A 26,548-nucleotide genomic window follows, 5' to 3' on the forward strand; every position below is an offset into this window, starting at 1 on the left:
AATATTTGAGAATTTATATAAAGACTTCTTTGCTATAGGAGATTGAGAAAAGTGACAATAAGTGAAGTTTTGAAATTTATAAAAAATAAAAAAATTAAAAAATACTTATCATATGGTGAAAAAGATTATTCCGAGAAACAATATAAAATAATTTTTAACTCAGAAAATGAATTAATTTTGGAGAAACTTATAAAAGATGATACTATTAGCATTGCTATTTACAATTGCTATGATGATGAAGTTTATACTAATAGTATAAGTATTATGGATTTAGAGGTTATTAATAAAGCTTTAGGTTTCATAGGCCCTAAAGATGCTTTAAATGAAGTTATGAGCTTTGGTGAAGCTTGTGAAAAGTGGAATATAAGTGAAAGTGCTTTAAGGATGAAAGTAAGCAGAGGGTCTCTAAAAGAAAATAAGGAATATAGAAAAAGTGGTAAAAAAATTAATTTAATTACTAAATCAACTATGAGAAGGTATTATGGTGAAAGCAAAGAAATAAATAATTAAGCAGGTGCTGGTAGGTTTTCTACCAGCTTTTTTATTCATATATTTGATTAAATAATCTTTTTTATATCCCTAAGTGTATAATTATACACTATAAAAGTTACAAAACATATAAATATACACTTTAAGATAAAATAAAAATTTATAGAATTTTCAAATAATATTTCTCAGCAATCTAAAATTTCCCCATATTGAGTTATAAAATTTATTTAATAAAAAACTTATTGATTATTATTCTTAAAAGTAATAAATTATCAAGTTTGAAAAATATGTAAATTTAAAGTAATTTATTTTTAAAAGAATAAATCACTAGGAGGAGATAAAATGAATTTAAACGAAATATTTTCTTTAACCGCAGGTAGTATAGTATCAGGTGGATTTTCATTTAGTCCTAATGCCCATTTAAGTGGAGGAAACTTAGATTTATTAGATTCAGAAGGTAATATAATTAATGGTCGTTATGTAAGTGATGGAGATGAATTATTAATTTTAGATATTAGTTATACTTCTCAAAGAGTTTTAATTCAATATCCATCAGGAACAAATGTTAGACAAGGTTATATTTATAATGATACAAACCTAATTAAGTATAATAATCCTTATAATTGGCAGAATGGTTCAACCTCTGAAACGGTTTATTTGAATTACGAAGGTGCAAATGTCTTTGGCAGTTTAGATCCTTATGAAAAAGCTACTTTTTTATATAAAGCGAATAATAGATATTGTATTGTTTATACAACTTCTAAAGGCGAATTTACGAAATCAGGTTATGTAAACTATGCTGGAGGAATTTCTAATACAGGTAATAATTCTAGTAATAGCACCATAGCAGCAGGTGGAATTGTTCCAGAAGGCTTTACCTATGATAACAATGCTGTAATTTCTAATGATTCACTTTATTTAAGAGATGAAAATGGGAATATCATTCCTGGTAGAGAAATAGATGTTGGAGATAATATAACTGTTTTAGATATAAGTTATAGTAAACAATTAGCTTTAGTACAATATCCCGCAGGTGGAGCTGTAAGACAAGGCTATGTAACTAATAACCCTAATATAATAACTTATTATAATCCTTATAATTGGATAAATGGATCAAGTGATGAAACTGTCTACTTAGATTCTACAGGTAATAGCGTTTTCGGTTCTTTATCACCTTATGAATCAGCAACTATTTTATATAAAAAAGATGGTAGAACTTGTGTTGTTTATGATACATCAGAAAAAGGTGAATTAAGTAAATGTGGATTTGTAGATTTTGAAGGCTTAAAAAGTGTTCCTAGCAATTTAACAATTCCTTATGTTAATTATAACAATGTGACTGTTAGACAATATGGAACTAGTGGTATGGGAAAACCTCTTAACATTTATAAAATAGGAAATGGGAAAAAAGTAATCTTCGCTGGATTTGCCATACATGGATTTGAAGATAATTGGCCACATGATGGATATGCTTTAGTTCAAATTGCAACAGAATTAATAAAAAAATTCGCTGATTATAATAGCCAATATGGATTAGGGGATTGGAGTATCTATATAGCTCAATGTATAAATCCTGACGGTGTTATAAACGGTATCACAAATAATGGTCCAGGGCGTTGTGCCATGACTACAAGAGTAGATATGAATAGGTGTTTCCCTTATAATTTCGCACAATTAACTAACCCTAGAAATTATACTGGACCAACACCTCTCGGAGCACCTGAAGCAGTTGCTCTTAAAAATATAGTTCAAGAGATAAATAGTAGTTCAAGTGAAATGATAGTTATAGATTTTCATGGTTGGATGAATATGTCACAGGGAAATGCTGAAATAGGGCAATATTTCGATAATCAGTTTGGTTTTGGACATAACAACATATATTCAGCAGGATTCTTTTCTAGCTGGGCTACAACATTAAAAAATACTAAAGCTGTATTAATAGAATATCCAACTAGCACTAAAAGTTACCAAGATGTATTGAATGGAAATTATATCGGAAAAACTTTCAATGCAATCATTAATATAATAAAAGATAGAACTACAGGAAGTGGCAGTACAGGAAACACTGTAACTACATTATCCATTGGAGCTAAAGGGGAAGCAGTAAAGGATTTACAAGCTAAATTAGCTTATATAGGTTATCAAATAACTATTGATGGTATATTTGGACAAGAAACATTAAATATTGTTGAAGATTTTCAAAGACAAAACGGATTATATGTAGATGGAATAGTTGGACCACAAACTATGAAAAAACTTGATGAAAAAGTAGAAAAAGAAGAGACTATTAAACCAAATCCAATTCCCGAAGATAAAGTACCTTCTGTAGATGAACAAGATGAAAGATATAAAAATATTCTTGAATTATTAGGATTTAATGGTTCTAAAGTTTTTGAAAATAAAGGGGTAGGAAAAATCATCTCATTAGGAGCAGGAATAAATGCTGTAATGAATGTAGGAGTAGAGTCATCAGCTAAAAAAGTAAGTGGTAAAAAGTTTCCTACTATAAATATTTCTGATGGTAAAATAAAAAGTGCATCTGTTAGTGTATTAGGTAATTTAGGTGTAACAATAAATAAAACTTCATTAACTGATGTATCAATGTTAATTGGAAATGGTTCTATAGCTTTGGTAATTACTAAAGAGCAACAACTTAAAATAAAGTTGATAGCAACATATAAAACTAAAGATGGAGAATATAACTTTTCTAATAGTATAGTTATTACCTTGACTATACTTCCAGATGTAAAACCAGGGGGAGTAGCACCCGCTGAATATCTAAGTTGGGAAGACTTATTAAATGATGTTAAAACTAGAAAATTAACAGCAAAAGAAAAAGACATGTTAGGAACATCTATGATTGTTTTAGTAATTAGTTTAGTTGCACCACCGCTTATGGTCATTAATGCAAGTTCAGCTTCTGTTTTTTTTGTAAATGCTATTAATTATATGAAATCAATTATAGCCAAATAAGTTTACTTGAAATTTTAAAAATAGATAAAACAAAAATCACTTAATAATTTATATAATAAAAAACTGTCTCAAATAACTGATTATCTGAGACGGTTTTTTACTTGGAAGATGCTATAATAGTTTTATTGCTAAATTTAAAAATTAAAATTCAATGAATTAATTATAAAAAATATTGTTATTAAGAAAAAATATATTTATTATAAAAGTATAAAACTAAAATTTTAATTATACTAAAAGTTTTTTATGTAATTAAAAACTTTTAGTAGTAGAATACTTTCTTATATTAATACTTATTATAGTTCATAAATCTATTAGAAAAAATTATGAATAAGAGGTGATTGCAATAGAAAGAAGATTTCCTTTTGTAAGAGACGCATTTTTTATTATTAATATAGAAAAAGAAAATATTCCTTTTGAAAAAGGATATATATGTTTTAAAAAAATAAATATTTTTTTTCAGCGAATGAATTTGATAAAGAATTTTTGAATTTAGATTTTGATAAAGTAAATTTATTAGATGTAATGGGAAATAAAAAATATAAAGTTGGCTCAATATCTTATTTAATGGGGATAGATAATGATAAAGAATTTGATATTTCTATATTAAAAGAAAATACAGAATATAGCTGTTATTATGGTAAAAGAAATCCTAAAAGTATCTCTACTAATATTATGAAAATAATAGGCTTTTTGTTTGTATTATTTATGATTTATTATACTTATATGGGCTATGAACCTATTTTCCTTTTTATAATAGGAATAATTTTTGTGTTAATTTTATTTTTTTCTACACCTTATATTAACAATTTATATCTTCGTGAAATTATAAGAAAAATCAATCAAACATAGGTAATATGGAAACTATAAATATTAAAATAAATAATTTTTATATAATATAAAAACTGTCTCGAATAGCTATTTATTTGAGACAGTTTTTTATCTAAAGAATAATTTATAATTTATTTTTTTCTCTTTTAAAATATTATTAATTTTTTTTTGGGATAATCCAACTACATATCTCTTTCTTATTTGAAGAATATATAAAAAAACAAGCATTAGAAAAAGATAGTAAATATTATGTTTCCAAATACTACATATTAAAGAAATTATGCTTAATATAGATACTATCACAACTAATGTACCATCAGCATGCTTTTTAGGTTTAGAAAAAAAGAAAAAAGCTTTATATATTTTATTATATTCTTCTAAAGGAATACCTTTTTCTTTACGTTTATTATCATAAAATATGGTTATCCTTTTTGCGTGAAAAATTAAAGAATAAAATTCATTAATTTTCTCAAAATTTTTTTCAACTGTAAAAGCATGACCAGTACCAAAAACAGAAAAATCATTAAATTTTTCAGGCGGAAAATATTTATCAAAAATATTATTTCCCTCATAATCAGGATAGAATATATTTTCAAGTTCATTATCAGACAGATTTATAATTTCATCTGGAAAAGGATCTATTGAAAACAAAAAATACTTCTTTTTCACTAGTAAATAACCTTTTTTTAAAGGACAACCTTCTTCATTTTCATAAATTTCATAAAAATCATCATCAAAAAAACAAATATTAGCCATCTTTAGTACCTCCAATCTTTTTTAACAATTTAAAAATATCTTAAGAAAAGTATACTAAAAATTTATTTCTAAATATAAAAGAATGATGTGAATTTTCCATTAATATTTTAAATCTAAATTTAAAAATTAAAATTCAATGAATTAATTATGAAAAACATTATTATTAAGAAAAAAATATATTTATTATAAAAGTATAAAACTAAAATTTTATTTTACCTAAGTTTTTTAATCTCTTCTATTGTTAATCCTGTTTTTAAAGCTATTGTTTCATCATCTAAAATATCTAATAAGTTCTTAGCTATTTTTATAGCTATTTGTTTTCTCCCTTCTTCTTTCCCTATTTCAAGGAAGCTCTCAATACTTCTTTGTTTCGCTAATGCTAAAGCACTTATTTCATCTAATATTTGTTTTTCTTTTATTTCATAAAATCTTCTTTGTTCTTCATTGTTACTTATTCTAATCAGTATATCCATTGCTCTTTTTATTTCATCTACTTCATTTTCTAATTCTCTAACTTCTACACTGTTAGGATTATTTAAAAATTCACACCAAGCAGCTAATAAACTTTTTTCTTTATTATTCACAAACTTAGGAAGCTCTATAAAATGTATTTCCTCTATATCTGTTAATTCCATATTGCTAGTAATTTCTTTTAATCTAAAAACACTATGGAAGTTTGAAGTCTCTTTTAAATAATTAAAATTTAAAACATTTATATATATGGTTTTATTTAAGACACCATAATTTTGTCCTTCTTCTAATTGCTTAGAATATAATTTATTCCAAAAATATAAAGTTTTTTGAATTAAACTTTGTTCATATCTTACTTGAACTTCAATATTTATTATTTCATTTTTATTAGTAGTTGCTTCTATGTTTAATCTGAATTTATCTGAAGAATATTCATCAATCACATAAGATTTTTTAAAAATAACTTTTTCAATCTTATTTTTCTCAGTAGAATTCAAAACTGCATTTAAAAAAGATATTGAAATTTCTTTATTTTCCTCACTACCAAAGATTTGTTGAAAAATAAAGTCCATTTTTGGACTTAATAAACCCATAAGTATCCCTTCTTTCTTTTATATCAAGTGATATTAGACCACTTATATAGGTTAGGTATCATGTTTTTATTATAATATAAAAAATAAAACTAAATTCTTGAATATAAATTTTAGTGTATACTACGGATATGAACAAATTACAACATATTTTCACAAAAATTCTATTACTTGTTAAAATTAACAACATTCTATTAACATTATAGCATTTTTATTGAATACCTTTACAATAAGTAATACAATGTAATTGTAAAGAAAATATAAAACATTTAAATCTAACCACTTTTATATTATTTACATTAAAACTATAATTTTTTTAATTTTTTGCCCTTATCAGCTTAAAAGCCTAGATTATTTACTTCCCACCAATCTAGGCTTTTTTGTTATAGTAATTTTTTTCACTTAATTATCTTTCAGTGAGCTTAAATATTTTGAGGTAGGTGATTAACTTGAATAGGAAAGAAAAACAAGTTTTATCAGAAAATATTTTATTAGAACGAATTTATAATTTAATTTTGGATAAGCAAACTACTGAAGATGAACGTATTAAACTTATTGAATTTAAAAATGCAGTCGAAAAAGGGAAAGACTTTGAATTGCAAACTATGAGATTAGAAGAAAATTTAAGAAGATTAGCACTTTATAAATTTAAAAATAAAAAAAATCTTAGTCCTAAAGTTGGTAAACTTTATATGGATATTTCTTCAACTGGACTTTTTAAAAAAGAGTTAGGGCGTGGATTAATTTATTGGTCATGGCTTAATTTATTTTAATTTTTTCAGTTAAGTTTTATAATATACTATTAAACCTATATTATAAATCTATTTTTTTTATAGTTAAGGGGTTTTTCATATGATAATATTACATAGAGATAATTTACTTGATACAGAAAGAGATTATAAGATTATAATAGATGAAAAATATTATAGTAAAATTAAATGTGGTGAAATAAAATATATAAGCCTTGAAGAAGGTAAATACACAATGTACTTAAAAATGGACTGGTGTAGAAGTAATAAAGTAACTTTTGAAGTTCTAAATGATAAAATTCTAAGATTTGATTGTGGCAATTCCATGAGAGGGTGGAAAATTTTATTGTTCCTTATTTATTCAACAATATTAAAAAATAAATATTTATTTCTAAAACAAAGATAATGTTGTGGGTACAAGAAATGTGTACCCACACTTTTTTTCTAAAGCAAGTAATAAAGGGAAAAGGGGAGATAAATTTTCATATAAAATAAATAAATTAATAGAAATGTGGGTACAGGAAAGTTGTGGGTACAAATAGAAAGAATTATAAAAAAATATATAAAGTAAATAAAAAAATAAACGATAATTAATATACCATTTATTCAATAAGAGTTATTTTACTACTACACGAAGTAAAGCAGATTTAGATTTATTTTAAAAATTTCTAATCTGCTTTATTTTTATATAATTTTCTTTATTTTATATTCCCCCCTTCACATATACTCACTTCTTTTTCAAGGTTGTTTCTCCATTGTTTTTAAATATACTTGGTGTTTGTAAATTAAATATATTTATATAAATAAGATAATCCTAGTGAATGTTAACAGAAAGTTAACAATATTTAAGTTCAAAAAATAATTGTAAATTAGCATATTTAAGGTATACAGGAAAATTTATTTTATTCAATTTATTGAAGTCTTAAATAAATAAATTCAAATTAGCTTTAGCTAATGAAGGAAATAAACAAATAGCCAATAGGCTCACAGGAGGAATTAAATATTATGAAAGAATTTAAAATTAAACTTATCCTAAAAGAAGAAGATGAAATGATAGCTTTTGATGATTATGGCAACGCTAGTATAACTTATGCTGGATACAATTATATGAATAATATAGTTTGTGCTAGTATTCATATGCCAGATACCATAATGATAGATGGAGCTATAAAGGAAAATCCTTATATATTAAGAGATGAAGATGGTTCAATAGTTGAAGTTACAGCTAACGCTGTTTCTTTCTGCCAATTTAACGGAAGTATAGTATCAGCATCTGCTACTGTAAAAATGAATGTAGAAGTGTATTTTACTCAGTCTTTAGTTGAATTAGTTAGTATTGATCGTACTGCCGGGAATATATTAACCAAAGGAATTTTTAACCCAGAAAAAGAGCCTTATCTTATAGCAAGAAGTATAAATGACCAATTAGAAGTCGTTGTTAATATAAAGAATGACAAGGTTATTAGATGTATTTCAGAATATACTTCAAATAAAGCTATGGGTGAAAGAAAGATTATATCTATCGCTCAAAGAAATGCTCTTAAAAAACTACCTCCATTTTCAGCACCATTAAAAAATATTACTGGTATGCCTGGAAATAGAGAAGGGGAAATTGAATTAACTCTATATGGTTCTGATAAAGACCAAAGAGTTAGAGATATTATATCTATTGCTAAAAATATTAATGCAAATATCATGACTAGAGATTTAATAGATATTAATTCAGGAGAAATCATGGATATATCTAATTTAAACCCTAATGATGAAAAACAGGACAATAATCCTGCTTCATCTCAACCTAATAAAACTGTTGTTGAAAAAGTTGAATATAGTACAGAGCAATTAATAAGAAAGCAACTGCAAAAAAGATATACTACTCTTCCAAAAGGTGTTGTTGAAAATACAGCTAAAAGCATATTCCCAAATAAACAAATGTCAGATATGACCAATGAAGAAATTGAACTTATTCTAAATTGTGCTGAGATAGCAGCTAAAGGAATAAATTCATAAGAGAGAAATAAAGAAATAAATAAGAATGATGAGGATGAAAAAAATGAAAAACATGGATAAAGAAATGAATAAAAATTTACAAGAAAGTTTAGAAAATCTTAGAATTACTGCTACTCAATGCGTAAAGTGGGAAAAGAAAAATCCTTTTAATAAAAAGGCAATTTTCCTTTACAAAGAGCAGGGTAAATATATTTATTTAGTTGAAGATAAAGGAGATTCTTTCTTTGGTTATTATACTAAAGATGGCTTTGTAGATGTTAAAACTATAGGATTAATAAAACTAGATTTTAACATGATTAGAGAAGTTCTTTTAAAGAATATAACTTTTAGATTAAATGCAATCGAAAAGAGACAGCAAGTCCTTGTAGGTTGCAGTATGGAATTACTAAGTATGTAAATAATAAGATTTTCATATAACACAAGTGATTTATTTCATTTGTGTTATATATTTTTATTCAAAAAAACCAAAGGAAAATATAAATGACTTACAGTCGATAGGAACAAAGGAGAAATAAATAAATGAATAAATTAATGCAACTTTTTAACTTAGCACCATCTTTAAGTGAGGAAAATAGCAAGAAAAAAAGAAAGAAAAAAACAAATAATAAGAAAAGAAATAAAAAAATTCTAATGAAAATTTAGTTGATATAAACTTTTTCTCTATGTTATTTAATAATTCAACTGATCCTAAAACTACTTTCAAGAAAAGTGAGAATAGCGATAATGAAGAGGTTAAAAGTAATTCAACTAATTCAACTAATGCTTTAATAGGGTTATTTAATAATATATCAAATAATAATAGTGAGGAAAACAAATCAACTTCTGCTGGAAAAACTTTAAAGAAACCAAAAGAGTTAATATTAGATTTCATAGTATCAAAGGATACTGCATCTACTAAGCCAGCAGAAAGATACAGTGATAATATCAATGCTATTAAATTATTAAATCAATTAGATTCTAATAATAAAAAAGCTAATAAATCACAACAAAAAATGCTATCTAAGTTTGTTGGATGGGGAGGTCTTTCTAATAAGCTACAAGAAGATTCAGAAGCTCACTCAATTTTAGGTGCTGAATTTGAAAATGCAAGAAAAACTGTTAATACTGCTTTTTATACTAATGCAACAATAGTTAAATATGTATGGAATGTTTTATTAAGATTAGGTTTTGAAAAAGGTAGAATATTAGAGCCAAGCATGGGTATAGGAAATTTCTTTATTTATTCAAAAGAGGATATGTTCTATAATTCCAAAATAGTTGGTGTTGAGATGGACCCTACAACTTCAAAAATAGCAAGTCATCTTTTCCAATCTGCAACTATAATTAATCGTAGATATGAAGAAACATCAGACCTTCTTAAAGATGGTAGCTTTGATTTAGCTATATCAAATATCCCATTTGGAGATATTAAGGTTTTTGATGCTACTGATAAAGAATTAAATGATAATTTATTTATACATGATTATTATTTCTTAAAGACTTTAAAAAAGGTTAGAGATAAAGGAATAATAGCTTTTGTTACAAGCACAGGTGTAATGGATAAAAATAATTCTTATATAAGAGAATGTTTAGATGAAAAATGCGATTTTTTAGGTGCTGTAAGATTACCTTCAGGTGCTTTTTCAGATACAAGCGTTGTTTCAGATATTATTTTCCTTCAAAAAAATGAAAATAAACAAAATGAAACTAATGAATTTGATGAAGAAGAGGAAAATGAAGATGATGAAGTTGTTTCTAAGAAAAAAATTGATAGAAGTTGGTTAAAAACTAGAAGAGTTTTTAAAGATAAAGAGTTATTTGTTAATGAATACTTTATCAATAATCCAGAAATGGTAATAGGTGAATTAACTTTAGCTACTAATCAGTTTGGTGAATGTATTTCAGTAAAATCATCTGGAAAGTTATCTAGTGATTCTTTCAGAAAAACTTTCAAGTATTTCCCTTCAGAAGTTTATATTACACCTCTAACAGATGATTATATGTTTGAGGAAGAAGAATTAAAGACTTGTGAAGATGAAAATATTAAAGATGGTGAATTTATCCTTGAAGAAAATAAAATTTATCAAAGACAAGGTAATAAATTAATTCCTAGTTCTTACGTTGGGACAAGAAGAGAAAAGCTTGAATTATATATTTCAATAAAATCAATAGTTAAAACTCTTATACAAGAGCAATTACAAGGTTGTTCTGATGAGAGATTAAATTCATTGCAAGATGCTTTAAATAATGAATATGATAAATTTGTTTCACAATTTGGATTTATTAATGGTAGAGCAAATAAATCATTATTAAATCAATGTATTCTTTATTCTATGATAGCAGCTTTAGAAAACTATGATTTAGAAGAAAAAACATATTATAAAGCAGATATATTCTCAAAAAGAACAATAGCTGTAGAAAAGGAATTTATTCCTGAAGATATTGAAGATGCTATTTGTTTAAGTTTCACTACTTTAGGAGCTATAGATGTAGATTTTATAGCTGAAAAATTAAATAGAAGTGTAAAATCTATAACAGAGGAATTAATAGAAAGAGAAATAGTATTCGCTGATCCTTTAGATGTTTCAAATCTTATATATAGAGATGAATATTTAAGTGGTTATGTTAAGGACAAGCTAAAAGTAGCTGTTGAAATAGCAAAAACTAATCCTGCTATTGAAAGAAATGTAGCAGCGTTAAAAATGGTTATTCCAGATTACATCACAGATGTAGCACTTAATTTCGCTAGTACCTGGATACCTGCTAATATCAAAGAAGATTTTATTAAGCAAACTTTAGGTTTGGATGATGACAGATATGAAGTAAAACTATTATATACTGCTGTAAAAGGATATAGCTTAATCTATAATGGTTATATTCCATATGCAAAAGATAAGATGGAATGGGGAAGTAGTAGAAAACCTAGTTTCGCAATTATTGATGCTATATTAAATTTAGGTGATTTAACTGTAACTGATACTAAGTTAGTTGATGGAAAAGAAAAAAGGGTTAAAAATATTGAGGAAACACAATTAGCTTTAAATATGGCTGAAAAGTGGAAATTAGAATTTATTAATTATATAAATTCTAAACCAGAAGTATTAAAATATTTAACTGATATCTACAATGAAGAGTTTAATGGATATGTAGAAAGAAGTTATTCTAATATTTTTAAAACAATAAATATAAATCCTAATATATCTCTTAGAGAACATCAATTAAGGGTTATTAGTAGAATGATTCAATCTAAGACAAATACTTTATTATGTCATAGTGTTGGTTCTGGTAAAACTTATAGTGCAGTTGCTTATGCAGAAGAATCAGCTAGAATTAGTAATAATAGAGAGATTAAGAATAAAAACTTATTTATAGTCCCAAATCACTTATGCAAATCATATGGTTTTGCAAAAGAATATTTAGCTTTATATCCACAAGCTAAGATACTTGCTTGTACTCCAGAGGACTTTAAGAAATCTAATAGAAGAAAATTAATTTCTAAAATTGCTCTTGGAGATTGGACTTCTGTTATTATTCCTTATTCAGTTTTAAGTATGATACCTTTAAAACCTTCAACTGAAATTGAATTACTAAAGGAAAGATTAGATGAAGTAAATGAAACTTTATCATTTTATGAAGAGAATTCAGATAATAGAATTTCTATTAAAGATTTAGAAAAGGCAAAAGAAAACTTTGAAACAAAAATAAAAAAATTATCTGATAGACATATTGATAATGGACTTCTATTTTGGGAAGATTTAGGGATTACAAATATTTTTGTAGATGAAGCTCATAACTATAAAAATCTTTTTGTTCCTAAGAAAATCCAAGTAGCTGGTGTTGCAAATAGTTCAGCTAAGAAGTCACAAGATTTATATAATAAAATAAGTTACCAAAGAAAAACTTATGGTGATGGTTGTATAACTTTTATGACTGCAACTCCAATTTCAAATTCAATGTCTGAGATGTATATTTTATTAAAGTATTTATCACCAAAGCGTAGCTTAGAGCAATATCGCTTAGAGAGTTTTGATGCTTTCGCTGCCAACTTTGGAGAAGTTGTTACTAACATGGAAATAGATCCTACTGGTCAAGGATTTAGATTAAAAGCTCGTTTCAGTAAATTCTGTAACTTAGGTGAGTTAATCACTGTCTTTAGGGAAGTTGCTGATGTAGTTAATATTCAAGATATAGATGATATAAAAATCCCTAACCATGTAGAGGGAAAACCTATTGTTAGAACAGTTCAACCAACACCTGAAATGAAAAATTATATTGATGAATTAGTTAAAAGAGCTGAAAGTATATCTAATGGGGGAGTAAATCCTGCAATAGATAATATGCTTAAAATTACTAATGAAGGTAGAAAAATAGCTGTTGCTCCTAGATTAGTTGGGATAGACCAAGATTCTCCTAAATTATTAGCTGTAGCTGATGATGTAGCAGAAATCTATAGAAAATTCCCTAATGGAACTCAACTATTATTTTCAAATTTAGGTACTCCAAAAGATGATGGAAGTTATAGTGTTTATGATGAATTAAAAACACACATTATAAATAATGGCGTTCCAGAGCATGAAATTAAATTCATTCATGATGCAAAGACAACTGAACAAAGAACTAAAATGATTTCAGATTTTAATGAAGGAAACTTCAAAATTTTAATTGGTTCAACTTCTACGTGTGGAGAAGGTGTCAATTTTCAACAAAATATCAAAAGTTTGTCAAATATTGACGTACCTTGGAAGCCGTCTTCAGTAGAACAAAGAGTAGGTAGAGCTTTTAGATTTGGTAATGTAAATGAAGAAGTCTATGAATTTAGATATGTAACTAATTCAAGTTTTGATGCTTATAGCTGGCAACTTGTTGAATTTAAATCTAAATATATAGCTCAAATCCTTTCAGCAACATCTAGTTCTAGGGTAGCTGAAGATTTAGAATCATCAACACTTACTTATGAAGCTTGTAAAGCGTGTGCAGCTAATAATCCTAAATTATTAGAACTTGCAACTATGAAAGAGCAAATACAAAAGCTTCAAGTGATGGAAAAAGCTCATAAACATCAAATGCTTATGTCTATGCAACAAGAAAAAATGACAAAGGAACATTTAGCTTTCACAAAAAAATCTCTTGAAAAACTAAATGAAGATATTGCTGTTATGAAAGATACTGGAGACTTTATTATTAATCTTAATAATAAAGATTATTCAGATGATACTCTAGCAATAGAACAGTTAGGTTTAATAATGAAAGGAATTGATTCAAAGGTTATAGGTTATATTTATAATCTTCCTATAAAACTTGAAGTTACAACAACATCAGGTATGCTAAATAGAAGTTTTTATATTGGTTCTAATTATAATTATAAATTAGAATATAAAGTATATCCAAAAATGATGTTTAATTCTATTAAAAAAATAAATACATTATTAATAGAAAAAAGAGATTCTATGATTGAGAAAATAGAACAATATTCTAATGATTTAAGATTATTAGAAGGAAAAACAAATGTTGAATTTAAACATAAAGAAGAACTTCAAAACTTATTGTTATCTAAAAATAATTTAGAAACAGAACTTTCATTAGATGGAAATATAAAATAATAAAAAAAAGAACTCCAAATTATATTTTTAAATTTGGGGTTCTTTTTGGTTGGGGCATAAATAAATAAAGAAAATATTTATTTAAGACAATCTTTATATGTACAAACTTTATAAATCAAATAACATATTAATTATATCACAAAATCGGATATAATTCACACTTTTTTTACAATTTTAAGGTTCAATTTTTTTTTGTAAAACAACATATTTAAGATATAAAGGAAAATTTATTTTATTTAATATTTATATTGAAGTATTAAACAAACAAATTTTAATTAGCTTTAGCTAATGGAAAAAACAAATAAATAGCCAATAGGCTCACAGGAGGAACTGAAAATGAAAAATATTAGATTAGAAATTTTAAACTTTTTGCAATGGAATGATGAAGAAGGAAATTATTCTGATGAAAGACAAATTGCTTTAGGTAATAAACCTTTTACTCTTCAAGAAAGTAAAATTTTGCTTTGGCATACTTTATTTATTGATATCATCAAAGAGTTTGAAGTTATAAATCCTTTGAAAGTAAGCTATGAAATAGTTGAGGATTTAGTTTATTCAAATAACTTAAAAAAACTTTCTGATGCTATCTTAAATGAATTAGCTGAAGGGAAAAATGACGAGGAATCTTATTATGAAATTTTAAAGGCTGTTGCTCATGAGATTTCTCAAAAAAGAAAATTTTACTTTTTATTAAAAGGACTTTTAAATCAATCAGAAATGTAAAAAACAAAATAAGGACCATAAATATTAAAATAAAAATTTTTTTAATTTCAAATAATACACCTATTCAATTATGTAATAATATATAATTAAGTTGTATTATTTGAAAAGGAGGATTATATGGAGATGAGATTAAAAAAAGATGATTACTCAAATCTTTCAATTACAGAATTAATGACTTTACTAAAAAAAGCTTCTTCAGATGATGAGAGAAAATTCTTTTTTAATTTAGTTAATGAAGCAAGACACATTGCAGCGAAGAAGGTGGTTAAGTAGTGAATACTTATACTATATTTGCAGGTGTGAATGGAGCTGGTAAATCTTCATTATTCGCTTCAGATTATGCAATTTTAAATAAAAATGAGAGAAGAATTAACACTGATGAAATGGTTTCTAGGTTAGGAAATTAGACTGATGATAAACTTCAAGCTAAATGTGCAAGAGAAGCTATTAGGTTAATTAGATTTTATTTTGCTAATGGCGTTTCTTTTAACCAAGAAACAACTTTATGTGGTAAGTCAATAATCAGTAATGTAAAGAAGGCTAAAGAATTAGGTTATTATGTATCAGTACATTTTGTTACTGTAAACAGCTATAAAATAGCACAAGAAAGAGTTTCTCACAGAGTTGCTATTGGTGGTCATGGTATACCTAATGAAACTATAAAGAAAAGATATTTTGAATCTTTTGAGAATTTAAAAAAAATAATTCCTATATGTGATGAATTAATAATTTATGAAAATTCATTAACAGATGAAATGCTTAGAACTGTTTGTATTATTGAAAATGGTAATATAACTGCTAAAGATGATTTAGATGATTATTATTATATTTTTAAATTACTAGATTTATAATATAAAACAATAAGAAAGGACTCCGAAAACTAAAGCTATTTAGTTTGGGGTTCTTTTTTTGTTGTATAAAAAACTTAAAATCAGTTATTATTCACATATTGTTTACATTTTATAAGTTCAAAAAAATAATGTAAATTAGCATATTTAAGGTATACAGGAAAATTTATTTTATTCAATTATTATTGAAGGCTTAAATAAATTTAAATTAGCAGTAGCTAATGAAGGAAATAAATAAATAGCCAAAAGGCTCACAGGAGGAATAACAAATGAAAATCAAAGAAATCAAATTAAGACAATTTGGAAAGCACTATGAAAAGGATTTAAAATTAAGCAATATTACTTTAATTAAAGGTGATAATGGTTCTGGAAAATCAACTATTTTAGAAGCTATAAACTATGCTCTAAATGGACAAGTAAGACGATTACCTAAAAAATTAGAAAGTATTTCAAAGCTATCTAAAGATGGATCATTAAGTGTTGAGTTATCAACTGATGAAAATGTAATTACCAGAAGTATCTCTAAAGGTAAAAAACTTAGTGAAACATTAGAATGTAGCACTATAGATAATTCATTAACTTATACTGAGAAAAATTTAATTCTTAGTAATACTTATAATTTGGATGAACTGTTACTTAACCCATTGAATTTTATTAATTTATCATCATCAGATAAAAGTAAATATATTTTATCATTACTTAATGATGTTACTATTAATAAAAATAATATCATTTCAGAGTTAGAAACAAAATTCCAAAGCAGCCAATTAGCTTTAAATTGTATAAATGAACTTAAAGCTGAGGAAAGTTTAGTTGACTTATTGGATTCTTGTCTAAAGTTAGCAACTTCTCAAAAAAGATTACTTTCAAAAGAATTAAATGATAATACTGATAGTTTTAAAATTGAAGATTTGAAAAGGGATATTCAACTATTCGATTCAAAAGAATTAGAAAAGATTCCTCAAATTTCAAAAGAATTAAGTGAAATGAAATATAATCTAAAAATAGCTAATGATAAAAAGGAAAAAAAGATTGCTTTAAACAAGCAAATAGAAAATATTAAGAAAAATAATTCTACTTTAAATATAAAGGCTATTGAAAAGGAGTCTAAAGAGGTTTCAGATAAGTTAGGTAAATTATATTCTATAAAGCCTAATAATGAATTAGAGAGCCAATTAGACACTTTAAAAGATGAATTATTGAAAATAAAAGAAGAAGGACTTAGTATTAAATCAAAAATAGATGTTGCAAATGGCAATATGGCTAATTTAGTGAATTTGAATTTAAGAATAAAAACTATAAGTCAATCCAAAAGATGTGTTATAGATGATTCTATACCTTGTAATACTCAATTTAATAATTCCAGCAATAAGTTATTAACTGAAATTAATGAATTGAAAAATGAAATAATAGGATTACAAAATTCAAGAAATAAGTTAGCTCAAAAATATATAGTCAAAAATCAAGAAATTTCAAAGGTGAAGGAGCTTTATGAAAACGCTAAAGCTGAATACGCTAAAGCTCAATCAGAAATTCAATCCTTAAATAAAAAATCAGAGGATTTAAATAAAAAATCCAGAGAGATTCTTGAACATAGTTTAACGTTAGCTGCCTTAGAAAAATCTTTTAATGAAATAGTTTTAGAGGATACAACTATCTTATCTAAAATTATAGCTGTGAAAGAAGAAGAACTTAATCAACTTCATATAAAGAACAAACAGTATATTGAATTATCACAGGCTTTAAAATTAGCAGAAATGAATGATAAATCAAAGGATTTAAAGGAAAATGATTTAGTACAACTTAAAGCATTAGAAAAAGATATTAAGAAAATAAAGTTAGAACTTCTTGAAGAAGGAATTAAACCTATCGAAAATACAATGAATGAAATTCTTAAAGAATTACAATTCAACTATGTTGTATTTATAAATAATGATGGTAAAAAAGCTACTTTAGGATTCACTAAAAAGGATCAAGATGATAAAGATGTTAATGTAGAAATAGACATGTTATCTACTGGTGAAACTATGATTTTTATTTTAGCTTTAATTGGAGCAATCTATAAAAAGAAAAATTCTAATTTTAAGTTATTAGCATTAGATGATATTGATAACTTAGACAAGGAAAATCTTCATAAATTATTTAGTATGTCAAATGTTTTAGAAAAGTATTTTGATAATATTTTATTCATTGGAATTTTAAATGATTTAGATATATCAGAATATGAAAATATTAGCGTAATAAATATGTAAATTGATTTTCAAGATAAAATTTGCTTAAAAACAGAATAAAATAAATAAAATTAAAATAATAAAAGTAGGAATGGTATATTTAAATTAAATTTTACCTCTTCCTACTTTTTCTTTTAGGATAAAAATGTTATAATTCTAATAAAAAAACCCATAACTTATAAGTTACAGGTAATTTTGAAATCACTTTAATTAAATATTTTAGTGTCTTTTAATTATCAAGCACTCTTTTAATTATCAAACACATTATAGCATATAGTAAATAATTTTATCAATGAAATTATTAAATATTAACAATTAATGGGGTGAGTTAAATTGAGAGATAAAATAAATGAATTAAATAATTTGAAAAAAGAAATAGAAGAGATTTTTGATTTTTGTGATAACAAAATAGAAGATTTACTTAAAGAATTAGACAAATTAGAAAGTGAAATAAAATAGAACTTTGAACATATCAAAAGTAATATTACCATTCAAACTCTGAAGTTATACTTTGGAGTTATTTTTTTATTCCAAAGCCACTTTATGCGAATTGGAAGAATTTAATATATAATTAAGTACATAAAAACACACAAAAGAGGGATGATAAATGATTTTTAAGGATTATGATAATAGAACAATAAAGTTATTAGATAAACAAGCAAATAAAATTATCGAGTTAAATAAAAGTCTTGAAAAACTTTCAGATGAAGAACTCTCAAATAAGACATTAGAGTTTAAAGAAAGACTTAGTAAAGGGGAAACATTAGATAATCTATTGGAAGATGCTTTTGCGGTATGTAGAGAAGCTACCTATAGAGTTTTAGGAAAAAAACAATATAAAGTTCAATTAATGGGTGGAATAGCTTTACATCAAGGAAGAGTTGTAGAAATGAAAACTGGTGAAGGTAAAACATTAACAGAGTTATGTCCTGCTTATTTAAATGCTCTATCAGGAGAAGGTGTTCATGTAATTACTGTTAATGATTATCTAGCTAAAAGAGATAAAGAAGAAATGGAACCTCTATTCCAATTCCTTAATTTAAGCACAGGTCTTGTTATTGATGGGATAGAAAATAAAAAAGAAGAATATTATAAAGATATTACTTATAGCACTAATACTGAACTAGGATTTGATTATTTAAGAGATAATTTAGTTTATCGTTCAGAAGATAAAATGCAAAGGAAATTAAACTATGTAATCATAGATGAAGTAGATTCTGTACTTATAGATGATGCTAGAACTCCTTTAATAATGGCAGGTGCTGGGGATGAACCTAGTAAGTTGTATTATCTTGTTTCAAATATAGTATCTAAATTAAAAGAAGAAGATTATGAAAAGCAAGAAAAAGATAATTTTATATTCTTATCAGATAGTGGAATTGAAAAGATTGAAAAGATTTTAGGTATAGATAATTTAGCAGAAATTAAATATTCATTATTAAATCATATAATTTCTCAAAGTCTTAGGGCCTATTACTTAATGGAAAAAGATAAAGATTATATAGTTTCAGATGGAGAAATAATATTAGTAGATACCAATACAGGTAGAATTGCAGATGGTAGAAGATTTTCAGATGGACTTCATCAATGCTTAGAAGCTAAAGAGAGATTAAAGGTAAATGCAGAAAATAAAACTATTGCCAGCATAACATATCAAAATTTCTTTAGATTGTATAATAAAATTTCTGGAATGAGTGGTACAGTTAAAACTGAGGAGCTTGAATTTAGAGAAATTTATAATTTAGATGTTGTAGTAATACCAACTAATAAAACTATAAAAAGAATAGATAAAGAAGATAAAATTTTCTTAGATAATGATTCAAAATTAAATGCTGTTATAGAGGATATAATAGAGACACATAAAACTCAAAGACCTGTATTAGTAGGTACTCCGTCTATTGATAAATCTGAGGAATTATCAGCATTATTAATAAAAAGAGGAATTCAACATAGATTATTAAATGCAAAAACTAAAAAAGATGAAGCTGATATAATTAGCCAAGCTGGTAATAAAGGTGCTATAACTATAGCTACTAACATAGCTGGAAGAGGTACAGATATAAAAATCACAGATGAAGTTGATAATTTAGGTGGATTAAAGGTAATAGGAACTGAAAGAACTGAAAGTAGAAGAATAGATAATCAGCTTATAGGGCGTTCTGGTAGACAAGGTAATAATGGTGAGTCACAGTTTTATTTAAGTTGTGATGATAAGCTGCTTAATATATATGGAGAAGGTAAATTAAAGGCTAAACTTGAAAAAATGGGATTTGAAAATGGACAAGAAATTAAAAATAAAGTAGTTTCAAAGCAAGTTGATAAAGCTCAAAATGTTATTAATGCTATAAACTTTGAATCAAGAAAAGATACTATTAAATATGATGAAGTAGTAAACTCTCATAGAGAAATTATCTATAAAGAAAGAGATATTGTAATAAGTGAAAAAAATATAGCTATACATATATCAAATATAATATTGGATAGCACATTCCATATGGTAGCCGAAACTTTCAATGAAGCAACAAATTCTAATCAAGATATAACAAAGAAAAATATATTAGGTTTATCATTAGAATATGTTGATGAAGAGGAAAGAGACAAGTTCTTTGAAATTTTAATTAAAAAATTACCTAGCATATATCATTATGATTTTAGCTCTGCCATTTGGAGTGAATTGAAAAAGATTGATTATTTATCTGAAATAGTAGATTTTATAACTCATAAATTAATAGAATATGTTAATAATTCTATGAATAAATTGAATTTCTTAACTTATGAAACAATGAGAGGATTACTAATAGAATCAGTTGATACATCTTGGATTAATCATTTAAATGAAATGGAAGTTTTAAAGAAGGTAGTTAAGGATCAGTCTTATAACCAAAAGAAACCTATTGATGTTTACACATTAGAAGCAGGTGCTAAGTGTGATGAACTAATTAGAAATATTAGAGATACATTTATAGAGAAAATGTTCCATATAATTAATCTTAATTTAGAAGCTTAATGAGGTGCAGAGTAGATATGAAGACTTTAAAAAATTTTATAATATATGATAATTATTATTCAAAAAAATTTGAAAGAAAAATTGAAGCAAGAGTATTAAATATGAGTAAAAAATCCTTGTCTATAGATGAAATGACTTATAACGGAGAGAAATATGAGATAAAAGCAGAGCTTGTTGAATTAGCAGAAGGAGAAAGTAGAACAGTATATTTAATTGAGAAAATACTTCCTGAAGAAAAAATTTCATATGATGAATTAATGGAAGTATTAAATTGATGTTTAAAGAACCTGGATTTAAAATCTAGGTTCTTTTTGTTTCTAATTGGATGTTGTATTTCTCATACACAAATTTACTAAATTCTTCGTAACTAAATATATCTATCTTATTAGTACCCCCTAAATTGTAAACTAATAAAACTTTCTTTATACAGTCAATATTATCAACATATATTTCGCAGAATTCTATTTTTTCTAGTTCTAACAATCTTTCTATCCTATCACAATAATACTCTCCATTTCGTTCAACTCTTTGATATGGAGTATCATTAACCAAGTATTTTTGATTTTCTTCTTGAAATATATTAGGGCATTGTATTTTATACAAATATTCTATTTTGCTACTACCACTTAAAACATTTCTCTCCATTTTTAAATATCCCAAAGTATCCAGCTCTTTAAAAGCTGTTGCAATGGAAGTTTTTCCATCTGTTAATTCATTTTCTATCGTGTTTCTAGTCACTTTTTTATTGGTATAAGACATTAATTTCATTAACAAACCAATAGCTTTTAATGACATTCTAGTATCGTTTAAAGCCATATTAATTGTATCATTCTTGTTAGAACAGCATATAATTTTTGGCATTATTTCACTCCTCAATGGTCGTGCGGCCATTTTTTATGAAGTGTAATACTAAAAGTTTAACATTTTTCCCCTTGTTTATCTACCATAAAATTATATCAATTTCTTAAAAAAAGCCATATAAGAGTATATAATCACACTTATTCTTTAAAAGTCTACTTGATAGACTTTTAAAAGTCTGCAAAATATATTATATAATGATATAATTTTTTTATATTTTAAAAGGATTAAATTAAGATAATGAGGGATAGGAAATGTTACTTAGTAAAGAAAAATTCAATGAAAAAATAGAGGAAGAACTAAACTATTATGAAGGTAAGGTTTATAAGAGCCTTTTAACCTTTAAAGATAAAAATTCTAATATTATTTCTCCTAAAATTTTAGATGTTACACAAAAGAGTGGTTTAGGTAGATGTACCGTAATGAAATACATAAAAACATTACAGGAAAAGGGATATCTTTATATAGAAAAACAAAGGGTTGGAAGTGGTAACAAAAATATTTATACTTTAAATATAATTTGCAATTCACAATCACATTCTGGAGAATATGAAGTTGCTGATTGTCTTGAAACAGGACTTCAGCAAGTTATGGAGTTTTAATACAGATGGACAGTATATACTTTGGGAAATATATTAACTTAAAATAAAAGGACCAATAATCTTTTTTTAATAATAATAAAAGAGCACTTAGGCATTAAGTAATGCTTATAGTGTTCTTTTTATTTTTATTAACAAATTGTTTACAAATTTCAACTTCAAAATTTACCTGCAAATAAACATATTTAAGGTATATAGGAAATTTTATTTTATTCAATTGTATTGAAGTATTAAAAAATAAATTTAAATTAGCAATAGCTAATGGAGGAAAAAATAAATAGCTAAGTATAGCTCATGGAGGAAATAAAATGAAAAACAAAATGATAGGATTAAATGAAAAACAAAAATCTGTAGTTTCATGCGAAAGCAACAAAATATTATTGATAGCTTGTGCTGGTAAGACTTTAACAACAACAAGGAAGGTGGGAAGTCTTTTAGAAAAGAGATATGCACCTGAAAGGATTTATTGTATTAGTTTTACAAGAGCAGCCGCTAGAGAATTAAAGGAAAGACTTATCAAAGTAGATAAGCTTGGTAAAGATGTTAAAACATCAACATTTCACTCATTTGTAATTGAATTTTTCCAAAAGAAATATGGTGAATTTAGTATGATAGGTGATTCAGAAAAAGAGACTATATTAAATACTTTATCTAAGAGATTTAATATAAAATCACCTAAAAAGCTAATTGATGCTTATAAAAAATCTTTATTCAATGATGATAGAAATATCCAATATGCCATAGATGCTTATATATTTGAACTTAAACTATTAAAGCTAATGGATATAGATATTCTGTTACCTTGGTTCCTGAAAGAACTAGAAGAGGATGAAGAGTTTCTATTGGAAATAAGAAATTCAATTGATTACTTAATTTATGATGAATCACAAGATGTAAATGATTTGCAAAATTCTATTTTAGAAAAAATTATCCCAGCAGGTTCTCCAATAGGTTTTATGATGGTTGGAGATGATGACCAAAACATTTATCAATGGAATAACACTAGTGTTGAATATATCTTAGGATTTCCTAAAAGATATAATGCAACTGAACTATTGTTAAATGAAAATTATAGATGTTCAAATCAAATAATAGCTGCTGCTAATAATTTAATTTCACAAAATAAAAATAGATTTGCGAAAAAAATGATAGGAATGTTTGATGCAGAGGATATTAATTTAGAAAGTTTTGAAACTGAAACTGAAGAAATATTAAGAATTATAGGTATATCAAGCTCTTATATCACAGGAGATAGAAAATTAGCTATCTTATGCAGAAGTAATAAAGAGATTAAGGATATATATAAAGTTTTTAAATCACTTAATATTGATGTTAATACCTCTATAAAAGAAGAATTAAATAGAGAAATAATAGACAGGCTTAAACTTATAATAAATCCAGCTAATGACCTTTTAACTGAAAAAATCATTGGCACTGATAAAGATATTAAGATCTACGCCTTAGATAATAAAATTTCTTTATTCCAAGCTTATGTAGAACATGAAAATGAGATTGCATTAAAAATGCAACTCTTAAATACTGCATTAAATAGTAGTAAAACTGCTTATTCAATGTACTTATTGATATGTGAAAAATTAAATATGATACCAGACGAAAAAATAATGAAAGCTATTAATCTATGGACTTCTCGAATCAGGACTGAAACTAATAACATAAGTAATTTTGTTAATTATGCTGAAAGTAAAGAAGCCCAAGAAGCATTAAAAGAAGGAAATAGCAATATAAGTTTAACTACTGTTCACGCATCTAAAGGCTTAGAATTTGATGAAGTTATAATTTATAACTTTAACAATATTAATTACAGCTTTAAAGGTGACAAAGAAGAGAATAGAAGATTACTTTATGTTGCAATTACAAGAGCAAAAGAAAAGCTCAATTTCTTTTTTTCAAATGAAGTTAATAAAAATGGACTTGCATTAAGAACTGAAGTATCACCTTTCATTCAAGAAATAAAAAGCGAAAATAATATTTAGGAGATGACAACAATGGAAATGAAATATTTTAATAATGAACTTATAGTAATAGATGAGGAAATAGAAAAAAGATATGCAATAGGAGATACAGTTTTAATTGACGTAAAGTGTAATTATTATGGTGGATATAGTGGAAGAATATCAAGCTTAGAAGAAAATAGGCTTACAATTTCTGAACTTAATACACCATCATCATATACTGTTGCATTTGATTATATAAAAAAAATTGTATAAAACTAATTGATTTAAATAAAAAAATAATAACTAAAGGAGCAATACAAATGATGTTAATAACAAATAAAGAGGGTTTAAAAAAATATGAGGGAGATAATTTCACAGTCTTATTAACATTTGATAATAATAAGAATTTAATAAATTTTAATATAAAAAGCGAAGATAGTTATTTGCCAAAAATATTTCCTGTATTTGATGAAGAAGATTATGAAGTAATAGATTTTAAAATAGAAACTAAAGGTAGTGGAACATTTTATAAGGATGAAATAAAGAAAATTATAGCTGGCTATGAAAAAGCAGTAAGTATAATTGATGAATTAAAAGAAATAATAGAATTAAAATAAAATTAATAAAAGCTATCTAGGATATACCTAGATAGCTTTTTGCTATATATCTGATTTAGATATTTCTTCATTCATCTTATTTTCATAATCTAAATACTTATTTTTAAACACAGCAAAAAAGTATTTAAATGAATTTCCTTTAGAACCTATTAGTCCTTCTCCTTTTTTTCTATAAGTTTCATCTAAACTTTCTACTAAAATACTATTGAAATATTCAGCAGAAAAGTCTATCATATTAGTTAAACAATAATTTAAAAATTCTAATAAGTATTTATCTTCTATTAGTGATTCAGGAAGATTAACCCACTTATTGATTTTTGCAACTTCAGTTCTCTCTACATCTGAAGTTGTTTTTTTATTTTCTAAAATTTCCTCTTCATTATGCAAATTACTTTCTATATTTTCTTTTAATATTTCAGATGCTTCAGATACTTCAAAATTAACACCCTCAATAACTTTATCATCAATTAAATTCTTTTTCTTATTTTTAAAGTAAACCTTTGGCTCATGATCAAGTACGATAAATTTAATTTTACTTACTTTTCTGCCTTCCTTAATTTCTTTAAAATCAACTTCCATGTTTCCATGTTGCTGAATTTCCTTTACAGCTTGATTAATAACTCTTTGCTTAAAGTTTTTATATTGAGGATATTTGTCCATTGATGCACATATAAATCTTAATTGCTCTATTCTAAATTCTTTCTCAATAACTTCTCCTGTTTTGCTCCATAACCTTAATAATTCATAAATCCTTTGCGCATAAAAACTAGAAAACTTACTTATAATAGCTAAATTTAAAGGAGCATATACAGAGTATTTGACTATATGTTCATAAATTCTTTCTAAGAATATTAATTTAAATTCATTTTGAGTGATATTATGTTCTATTGCTGATACTAGAGAATAATCACATTCAATGGTATCACTATCATCAACATGTTCAAAAATAAGGCTTGTCCCTTTCAATGCTTCAAGCATTTTCTTTACTGATTCAACCTTCTTTTCATTGTTATTATTTATTAAATTTTGAAGTTCTGATAATTTTAATGTGCAGCTATAAATTCCATTCTTCTCTTTTTGAGCTGAAAATAATAAATGATAAAACACTCTATTTTCTACAGCTGTAAGTTCATAAGAAGTATGAACTAATTGTTTGCTTTGCATTAAAACTTTTACTTTGTCTGTCATAGCTTATATTTAGCAATATGTATTGCTAAAACAGCCTCCTTTCTTACTTTGATGTTATTTACATAAATTATTTTATC

Annotated in this window: 24 protein-coding genes; 20 read left to right on the forward strand and 4 right to left on the reverse strand. The window is 25.4% G+C overall.

The features are described from left to right. The first annotated feature begins 51 nt into the window (after positions 1–51). From ARA19_RS00505 to ARA19_RS00515, 3 genes are all read left to right on the forward strand, one after another. Complete coding sequence (locus ARA19_RS00505) at positions 52–510, forward strand: helix-turn-helix domain-containing protein (RefSeq protein WP_055069018.1); 459 nt, start codon at positions 52–54, stop codon at positions 508–510. A gap of 321 nt (positions 511–831) precedes the next feature. After that, the gene (locus ARA19_RS00510; protein WP_055069019.1) at positions 832–3,462 is read left to right on the forward strand and encodes a peptidoglycan-binding protein; all 2,631 of its coding nucleotides are present in this window, start codon (positions 832–834) and stop codon (positions 3,460–3,462) included. Positions 3,463–3,945: 483 nt separating this feature from the next. Further along, the gene (locus ARA19_RS00515; RefSeq protein WP_055069020.1) at positions 3,946–4,311 is read left to right on the forward strand and encodes a hypothetical protein; all 366 of its coding nucleotides are present in this window, start codon (positions 3,946–3,948) and stop codon (positions 4,309–4,311) included. Positions 4,312–4,398: 87 nt separating this feature from the next. Here the strand turns inward: ARA19_RS00515 and ARA19_RS00520 are convergent, their stop codons facing one another. Continuing rightward, positions 4,399–5,046: a hypothetical protein gene (locus ARA19_RS00520; RefSeq protein WP_055069021.1), complete on the reverse strand. Its 648-nt coding sequence runs from the start codon at positions 5,044–5,046 to the stop codon at positions 4,399–4,401. A gap of 212 nt (positions 5,047–5,258) precedes the next feature. After that, positions 5,259–6,110, reverse strand: coding sequence for an Rpn family recombination-promoting nuclease/putative transposase (locus tag ARA19_RS00525; protein WP_055069022.1), 852 nt, complete (start codon positions 6,108–6,110; stop codon positions 5,259–5,261). 446 nt (positions 6,111–6,556) lie between these two features. On the opposite strand from ARA19_RS00525, the gene ARA19_RS00530 reads away from it, so the two are divergent. The 13 genes from ARA19_RS00530 to ARA19_RS00575 all read left to right on the forward strand — a co-directional run bounded on the left by ARA19_RS00530 (position 6,557) and on the right by ARA19_RS00575 (position 21,529). Continuing rightward, on the forward strand, positions 6,557–6,880 hold the full coding sequence (locus tag ARA19_RS00530) for a bacteriocin immunity family protein (RefSeq protein WP_242862363.1): 324 nt from the start codon (positions 6,557–6,559) through the stop codon (positions 6,878–6,880). 79 nt (positions 6,881–6,959) lie between these two features. Continuing rightward, on the forward strand, positions 6,960–7,262 hold the full coding sequence (locus ARA19_RS00535; RefSeq protein ID WP_055069024.1) for a hypothetical protein: 303 nt from the start codon (positions 6,960–6,962) through the stop codon (positions 7,260–7,262). Between the two features lie 599 nt (positions 7,263–7,861). Continuing rightward, on the forward strand, positions 7,862–8,866 hold the full coding sequence (locus ARA19_RS00540) for a hypothetical protein (protein WP_055069025.1): 1,005 nt from the start codon (positions 7,862–7,864) through the stop codon (positions 8,864–8,866). 43 nt (positions 8,867–8,909) lie between these two features. Continuing rightward, positions 8,910–9,263 carry a hypothetical protein gene (locus ARA19_RS00545; protein WP_055069026.1) on the forward strand — a complete coding sequence of 118 codons (354 nt, stop codon included), beginning with the start codon at positions 8,910–8,912 and terminating at the stop codon, positions 9,261–9,263. A 122-nt stretch (positions 9,264–9,385) separates the two neighbouring features. Further along, the gene (locus ARA19_RS18050) at positions 9,386–9,508 is read left to right on the forward strand and encodes a hypothetical protein (RefSeq protein ID WP_278321648.1); all 123 of its coding nucleotides are present in this window, start codon (positions 9,386–9,388) and stop codon (positions 9,506–9,508) included. 20 nt (positions 9,509–9,528) lie between these two features. Beyond that, the gene (locus tag ARA19_RS00550; RefSeq protein ID WP_055069027.1) at positions 9,529–14,445 is read left to right on the forward strand and encodes an N-6 DNA methylase; all 4,917 of its coding nucleotides are present in this window, start codon (positions 9,529–9,531) and stop codon (positions 14,443–14,445) included. Positions 14,446–14,781: 336 nt separating this feature from the next. Beyond that, positions 14,782–15,168, forward strand: a complete 387-nt coding sequence (locus ARA19_RS00555; protein WP_055069028.1) for a hypothetical protein — start codon at positions 14,782–14,784, stop codon at positions 15,166–15,168. A gap of 117 nt (positions 15,169–15,285) precedes the next feature. Next, positions 15,286–15,441, forward strand: a complete 156-nt coding sequence (locus tag ARA19_RS17315; RefSeq protein WP_157452204.1) for a hypothetical protein — start codon at positions 15,286–15,288, stop codon at positions 15,439–15,441. Then, a complete protein-coding gene (locus ARA19_RS18165; RefSeq protein ID WP_341381171.1) occupies positions 15,441–15,575 on the forward strand; it encodes a hypothetical protein in 135 nt (44 codons plus the stop codon). The genes ARA19_RS17315 and ARA19_RS18165 overlap by 1 nt, the downstream gene beginning before the upstream one ends. Before the next feature lie 710 nt (positions 15,576–16,285). Further along, complete coding sequence (locus tag ARA19_RS00565) at positions 16,286–18,268, forward strand: ATP-binding protein (RefSeq protein ID WP_055069029.1); 1,983 nt, start codon at positions 16,286–16,288, stop codon at positions 18,266–18,268. Between the two features lie 312 nt (positions 18,269–18,580). Beyond that, on the forward strand, positions 18,581–18,706 hold the full coding sequence (locus ARA19_RS18055; protein WP_278321649.1) for a hypothetical protein: 126 nt from the start codon (positions 18,581–18,583) through the stop codon (positions 18,704–18,706). A gap of 148 nt (positions 18,707–18,854) precedes the next feature. After that, a complete protein-coding gene (secA, locus tag ARA19_RS00570; RefSeq protein WP_055069030.1) occupies positions 18,855–21,254 on the forward strand; it encodes a preprotein translocase subunit SecA in 2,400 nt (799 codons plus the stop codon). A gap of 17 nt (positions 21,255–21,271) precedes the next feature. Then, positions 21,272–21,529, forward strand: a complete 258-nt coding sequence (locus ARA19_RS00575) for a hypothetical protein (protein WP_055069031.1) — start codon at positions 21,272–21,274, stop codon at positions 21,527–21,529. Between the two features lie 25 nt (positions 21,530–21,554). On the opposite strand, the gene ARA19_RS00580 is transcribed toward ARA19_RS00575, so the two are convergent. Then, positions 21,555–22,145 (reverse strand): helix-turn-helix domain-containing protein, encoded by a 591-nt coding sequence (locus ARA19_RS00580; protein WP_147574328.1) that lies wholly within the window; start codon positions 22,143–22,145, stop codon positions 21,555–21,557. Between the two features lie 221 nt (positions 22,146–22,366). On the opposite strand from ARA19_RS00580, the gene ARA19_RS00585 reads away from it, so the two are divergent. From ARA19_RS00585 to ARA19_RS00600, 4 genes are all read left to right on the forward strand, one after another. Further along, positions 22,367–22,714 carry a hypothetical protein gene (locus tag ARA19_RS00585; protein ID WP_055069033.1) on the forward strand — a complete coding sequence of 116 codons (348 nt, stop codon included), beginning with the start codon at positions 22,367–22,369 and terminating at the stop codon, positions 22,712–22,714. 305 nt (positions 22,715–23,019) lie between these two features. Continuing rightward, positions 23,020–24,705, forward strand: coding sequence for an ATP-dependent helicase (locus ARA19_RS00590; protein WP_055069034.1), 1,686 nt, complete (start codon positions 23,020–23,022; stop codon positions 24,703–24,705). A 12-nt stretch (positions 24,706–24,717) separates the two neighbouring features. Further along, positions 24,718–24,939, forward strand: a complete 222-nt coding sequence (locus tag ARA19_RS00595) for a hypothetical protein (protein WP_055069035.1) — start codon at positions 24,718–24,720, stop codon at positions 24,937–24,939. Between the two features lie 47 nt (positions 24,940–24,986). Next, the gene (locus ARA19_RS00600; RefSeq protein WP_055069036.1) at positions 24,987–25,283 is read left to right on the forward strand and encodes a hypothetical protein; all 297 of its coding nucleotides are present in this window, start codon (positions 24,987–24,989) and stop codon (positions 25,281–25,283) included. A 42-nt stretch (positions 25,284–25,325) separates the two neighbouring features. Here the strand turns inward: ARA19_RS00600 and ARA19_RS00605 are convergent, their stop codons facing one another. Next, positions 25,326–26,471 carry a replication initiation protein gene (locus ARA19_RS00605; RefSeq protein WP_055069037.1) on the reverse strand — a complete coding sequence of 382 codons (1,146 nt, stop codon included), beginning with the start codon at positions 26,469–26,471 and terminating at the stop codon, positions 25,326–25,328. Positions 26,472–26,548 lie beyond the last annotated feature (77 nt).

This window comes from Clostridium massiliamazoniense (assembly GCF_001403635.1).
In the GTDB taxonomy this organism is placed as follows: Bacteria; Bacillota; Clostridia; order Clostridiales; family Clostridiaceae; genus Sarcina; species Sarcina massiliamazoniense.

Coding starts and splice junctions, on each gene's coding strand:
- ARA19_RS00510 (WP_055069019.1), top strand. CDS start 832: ATGAATTTAAACGAAATATTTTCTTTAACCGCAGGTAGTATAGTATCA.
- ARA19_RS00520 (WP_055069021.1), bottom strand. CDS start 5,046: ATGGCTAATATTTGTTTTTTTGATGATGATTTTTATGAAATTTATGAA.
- ARA19_RS00525 (WP_055069022.1), bottom strand. CDS start 6,110: ATGGGTTTATTAAGTCCAAAAATGGACTTTATTTTTCAACAAATCTTT.
- ARA19_RS00535 (WP_055069024.1), top strand. CDS start 6,960: ATGATAATATTACATAGAGATAATTTACTTGATACAGAAAGAGATTAT.
- ARA19_RS00540 (WP_055069025.1), top strand. CDS start 7,862: ATGAAAGAATTTAAAATTAAACTTATCCTAAAAGAAGAAGATGAAATG.
- ARA19_RS00545 (WP_055069026.1), top strand. CDS start 8,910: ATGAAAAACATGGATAAAGAAATGAATAAAAATTTACAAGAAAGTTTA.
- ARA19_RS18050 (WP_278321648.1), top strand. CDS start 9,386: ATGAATAAATTAATGCAACTTTTTAACTTAGCACCATCTTTAAGTGAG.
- ARA19_RS00550 (WP_055069027.1), top strand. CDS start 9,529: ATGTTATTTAATAATTCAACTGATCCTAAAACTACTTTCAAGAAAAGT.
- ARA19_RS00555 (WP_055069028.1), top strand. CDS start 14,782: ATGAAAAATATTAGATTAGAAATTTTAAACTTTTTGCAATGGAATGAT.
- ARA19_RS17315 (WP_157452204.1), top strand. CDS start 15,286: ATGGAGATGAGATTAAAAAAAGATGATTACTCAAATCTTTCAATTACA.
- ARA19_RS00565 (WP_055069029.1), top strand. CDS start 16,286: ATGAAAATCAAAGAAATCAAATTAAGACAATTTGGAAAGCACTATGAA.
- secA (WP_055069030.1), top strand. CDS start 18,855: ATGATTTTTAAGGATTATGATAATAGAACAATAAAGTTATTAGATAAA.
- ARA19_RS00575 (WP_055069031.1), top strand. CDS start 21,272: ATGAAGACTTTAAAAAATTTTATAATATATGATAATTATTATTCAAAA.
- ARA19_RS00580 (WP_147574328.1), bottom strand. CDS start 22,145: ATGGCCGCACGACCATTGAGGAGTGAAATAATGCCAAAAATTATATGC.
- ARA19_RS00585 (WP_055069033.1), top strand. CDS start 22,367: ATGTTACTTAGTAAAGAAAAATTCAATGAAAAAATAGAGGAAGAACTA.
- ARA19_RS00590 (WP_055069034.1), top strand. CDS start 23,020: ATGAAAAACAAAATGATAGGATTAAATGAAAAACAAAAATCTGTAGTT.
- ARA19_RS00595 (WP_055069035.1), top strand. CDS start 24,718: ATGGAAATGAAATATTTTAATAATGAACTTATAGTAATAGATGAGGAA.
- ARA19_RS00600 (WP_055069036.1), top strand. CDS start 24,987: ATGATGTTAATAACAAATAAAGAGGGTTTAAAAAAATATGAGGGAGAT.
- ARA19_RS00605 (WP_055069037.1), bottom strand. CDS start 26,471: ATGACAGACAAAGTAAAAGTTTTAATGCAAAGCAAACAATTAGTTCAT.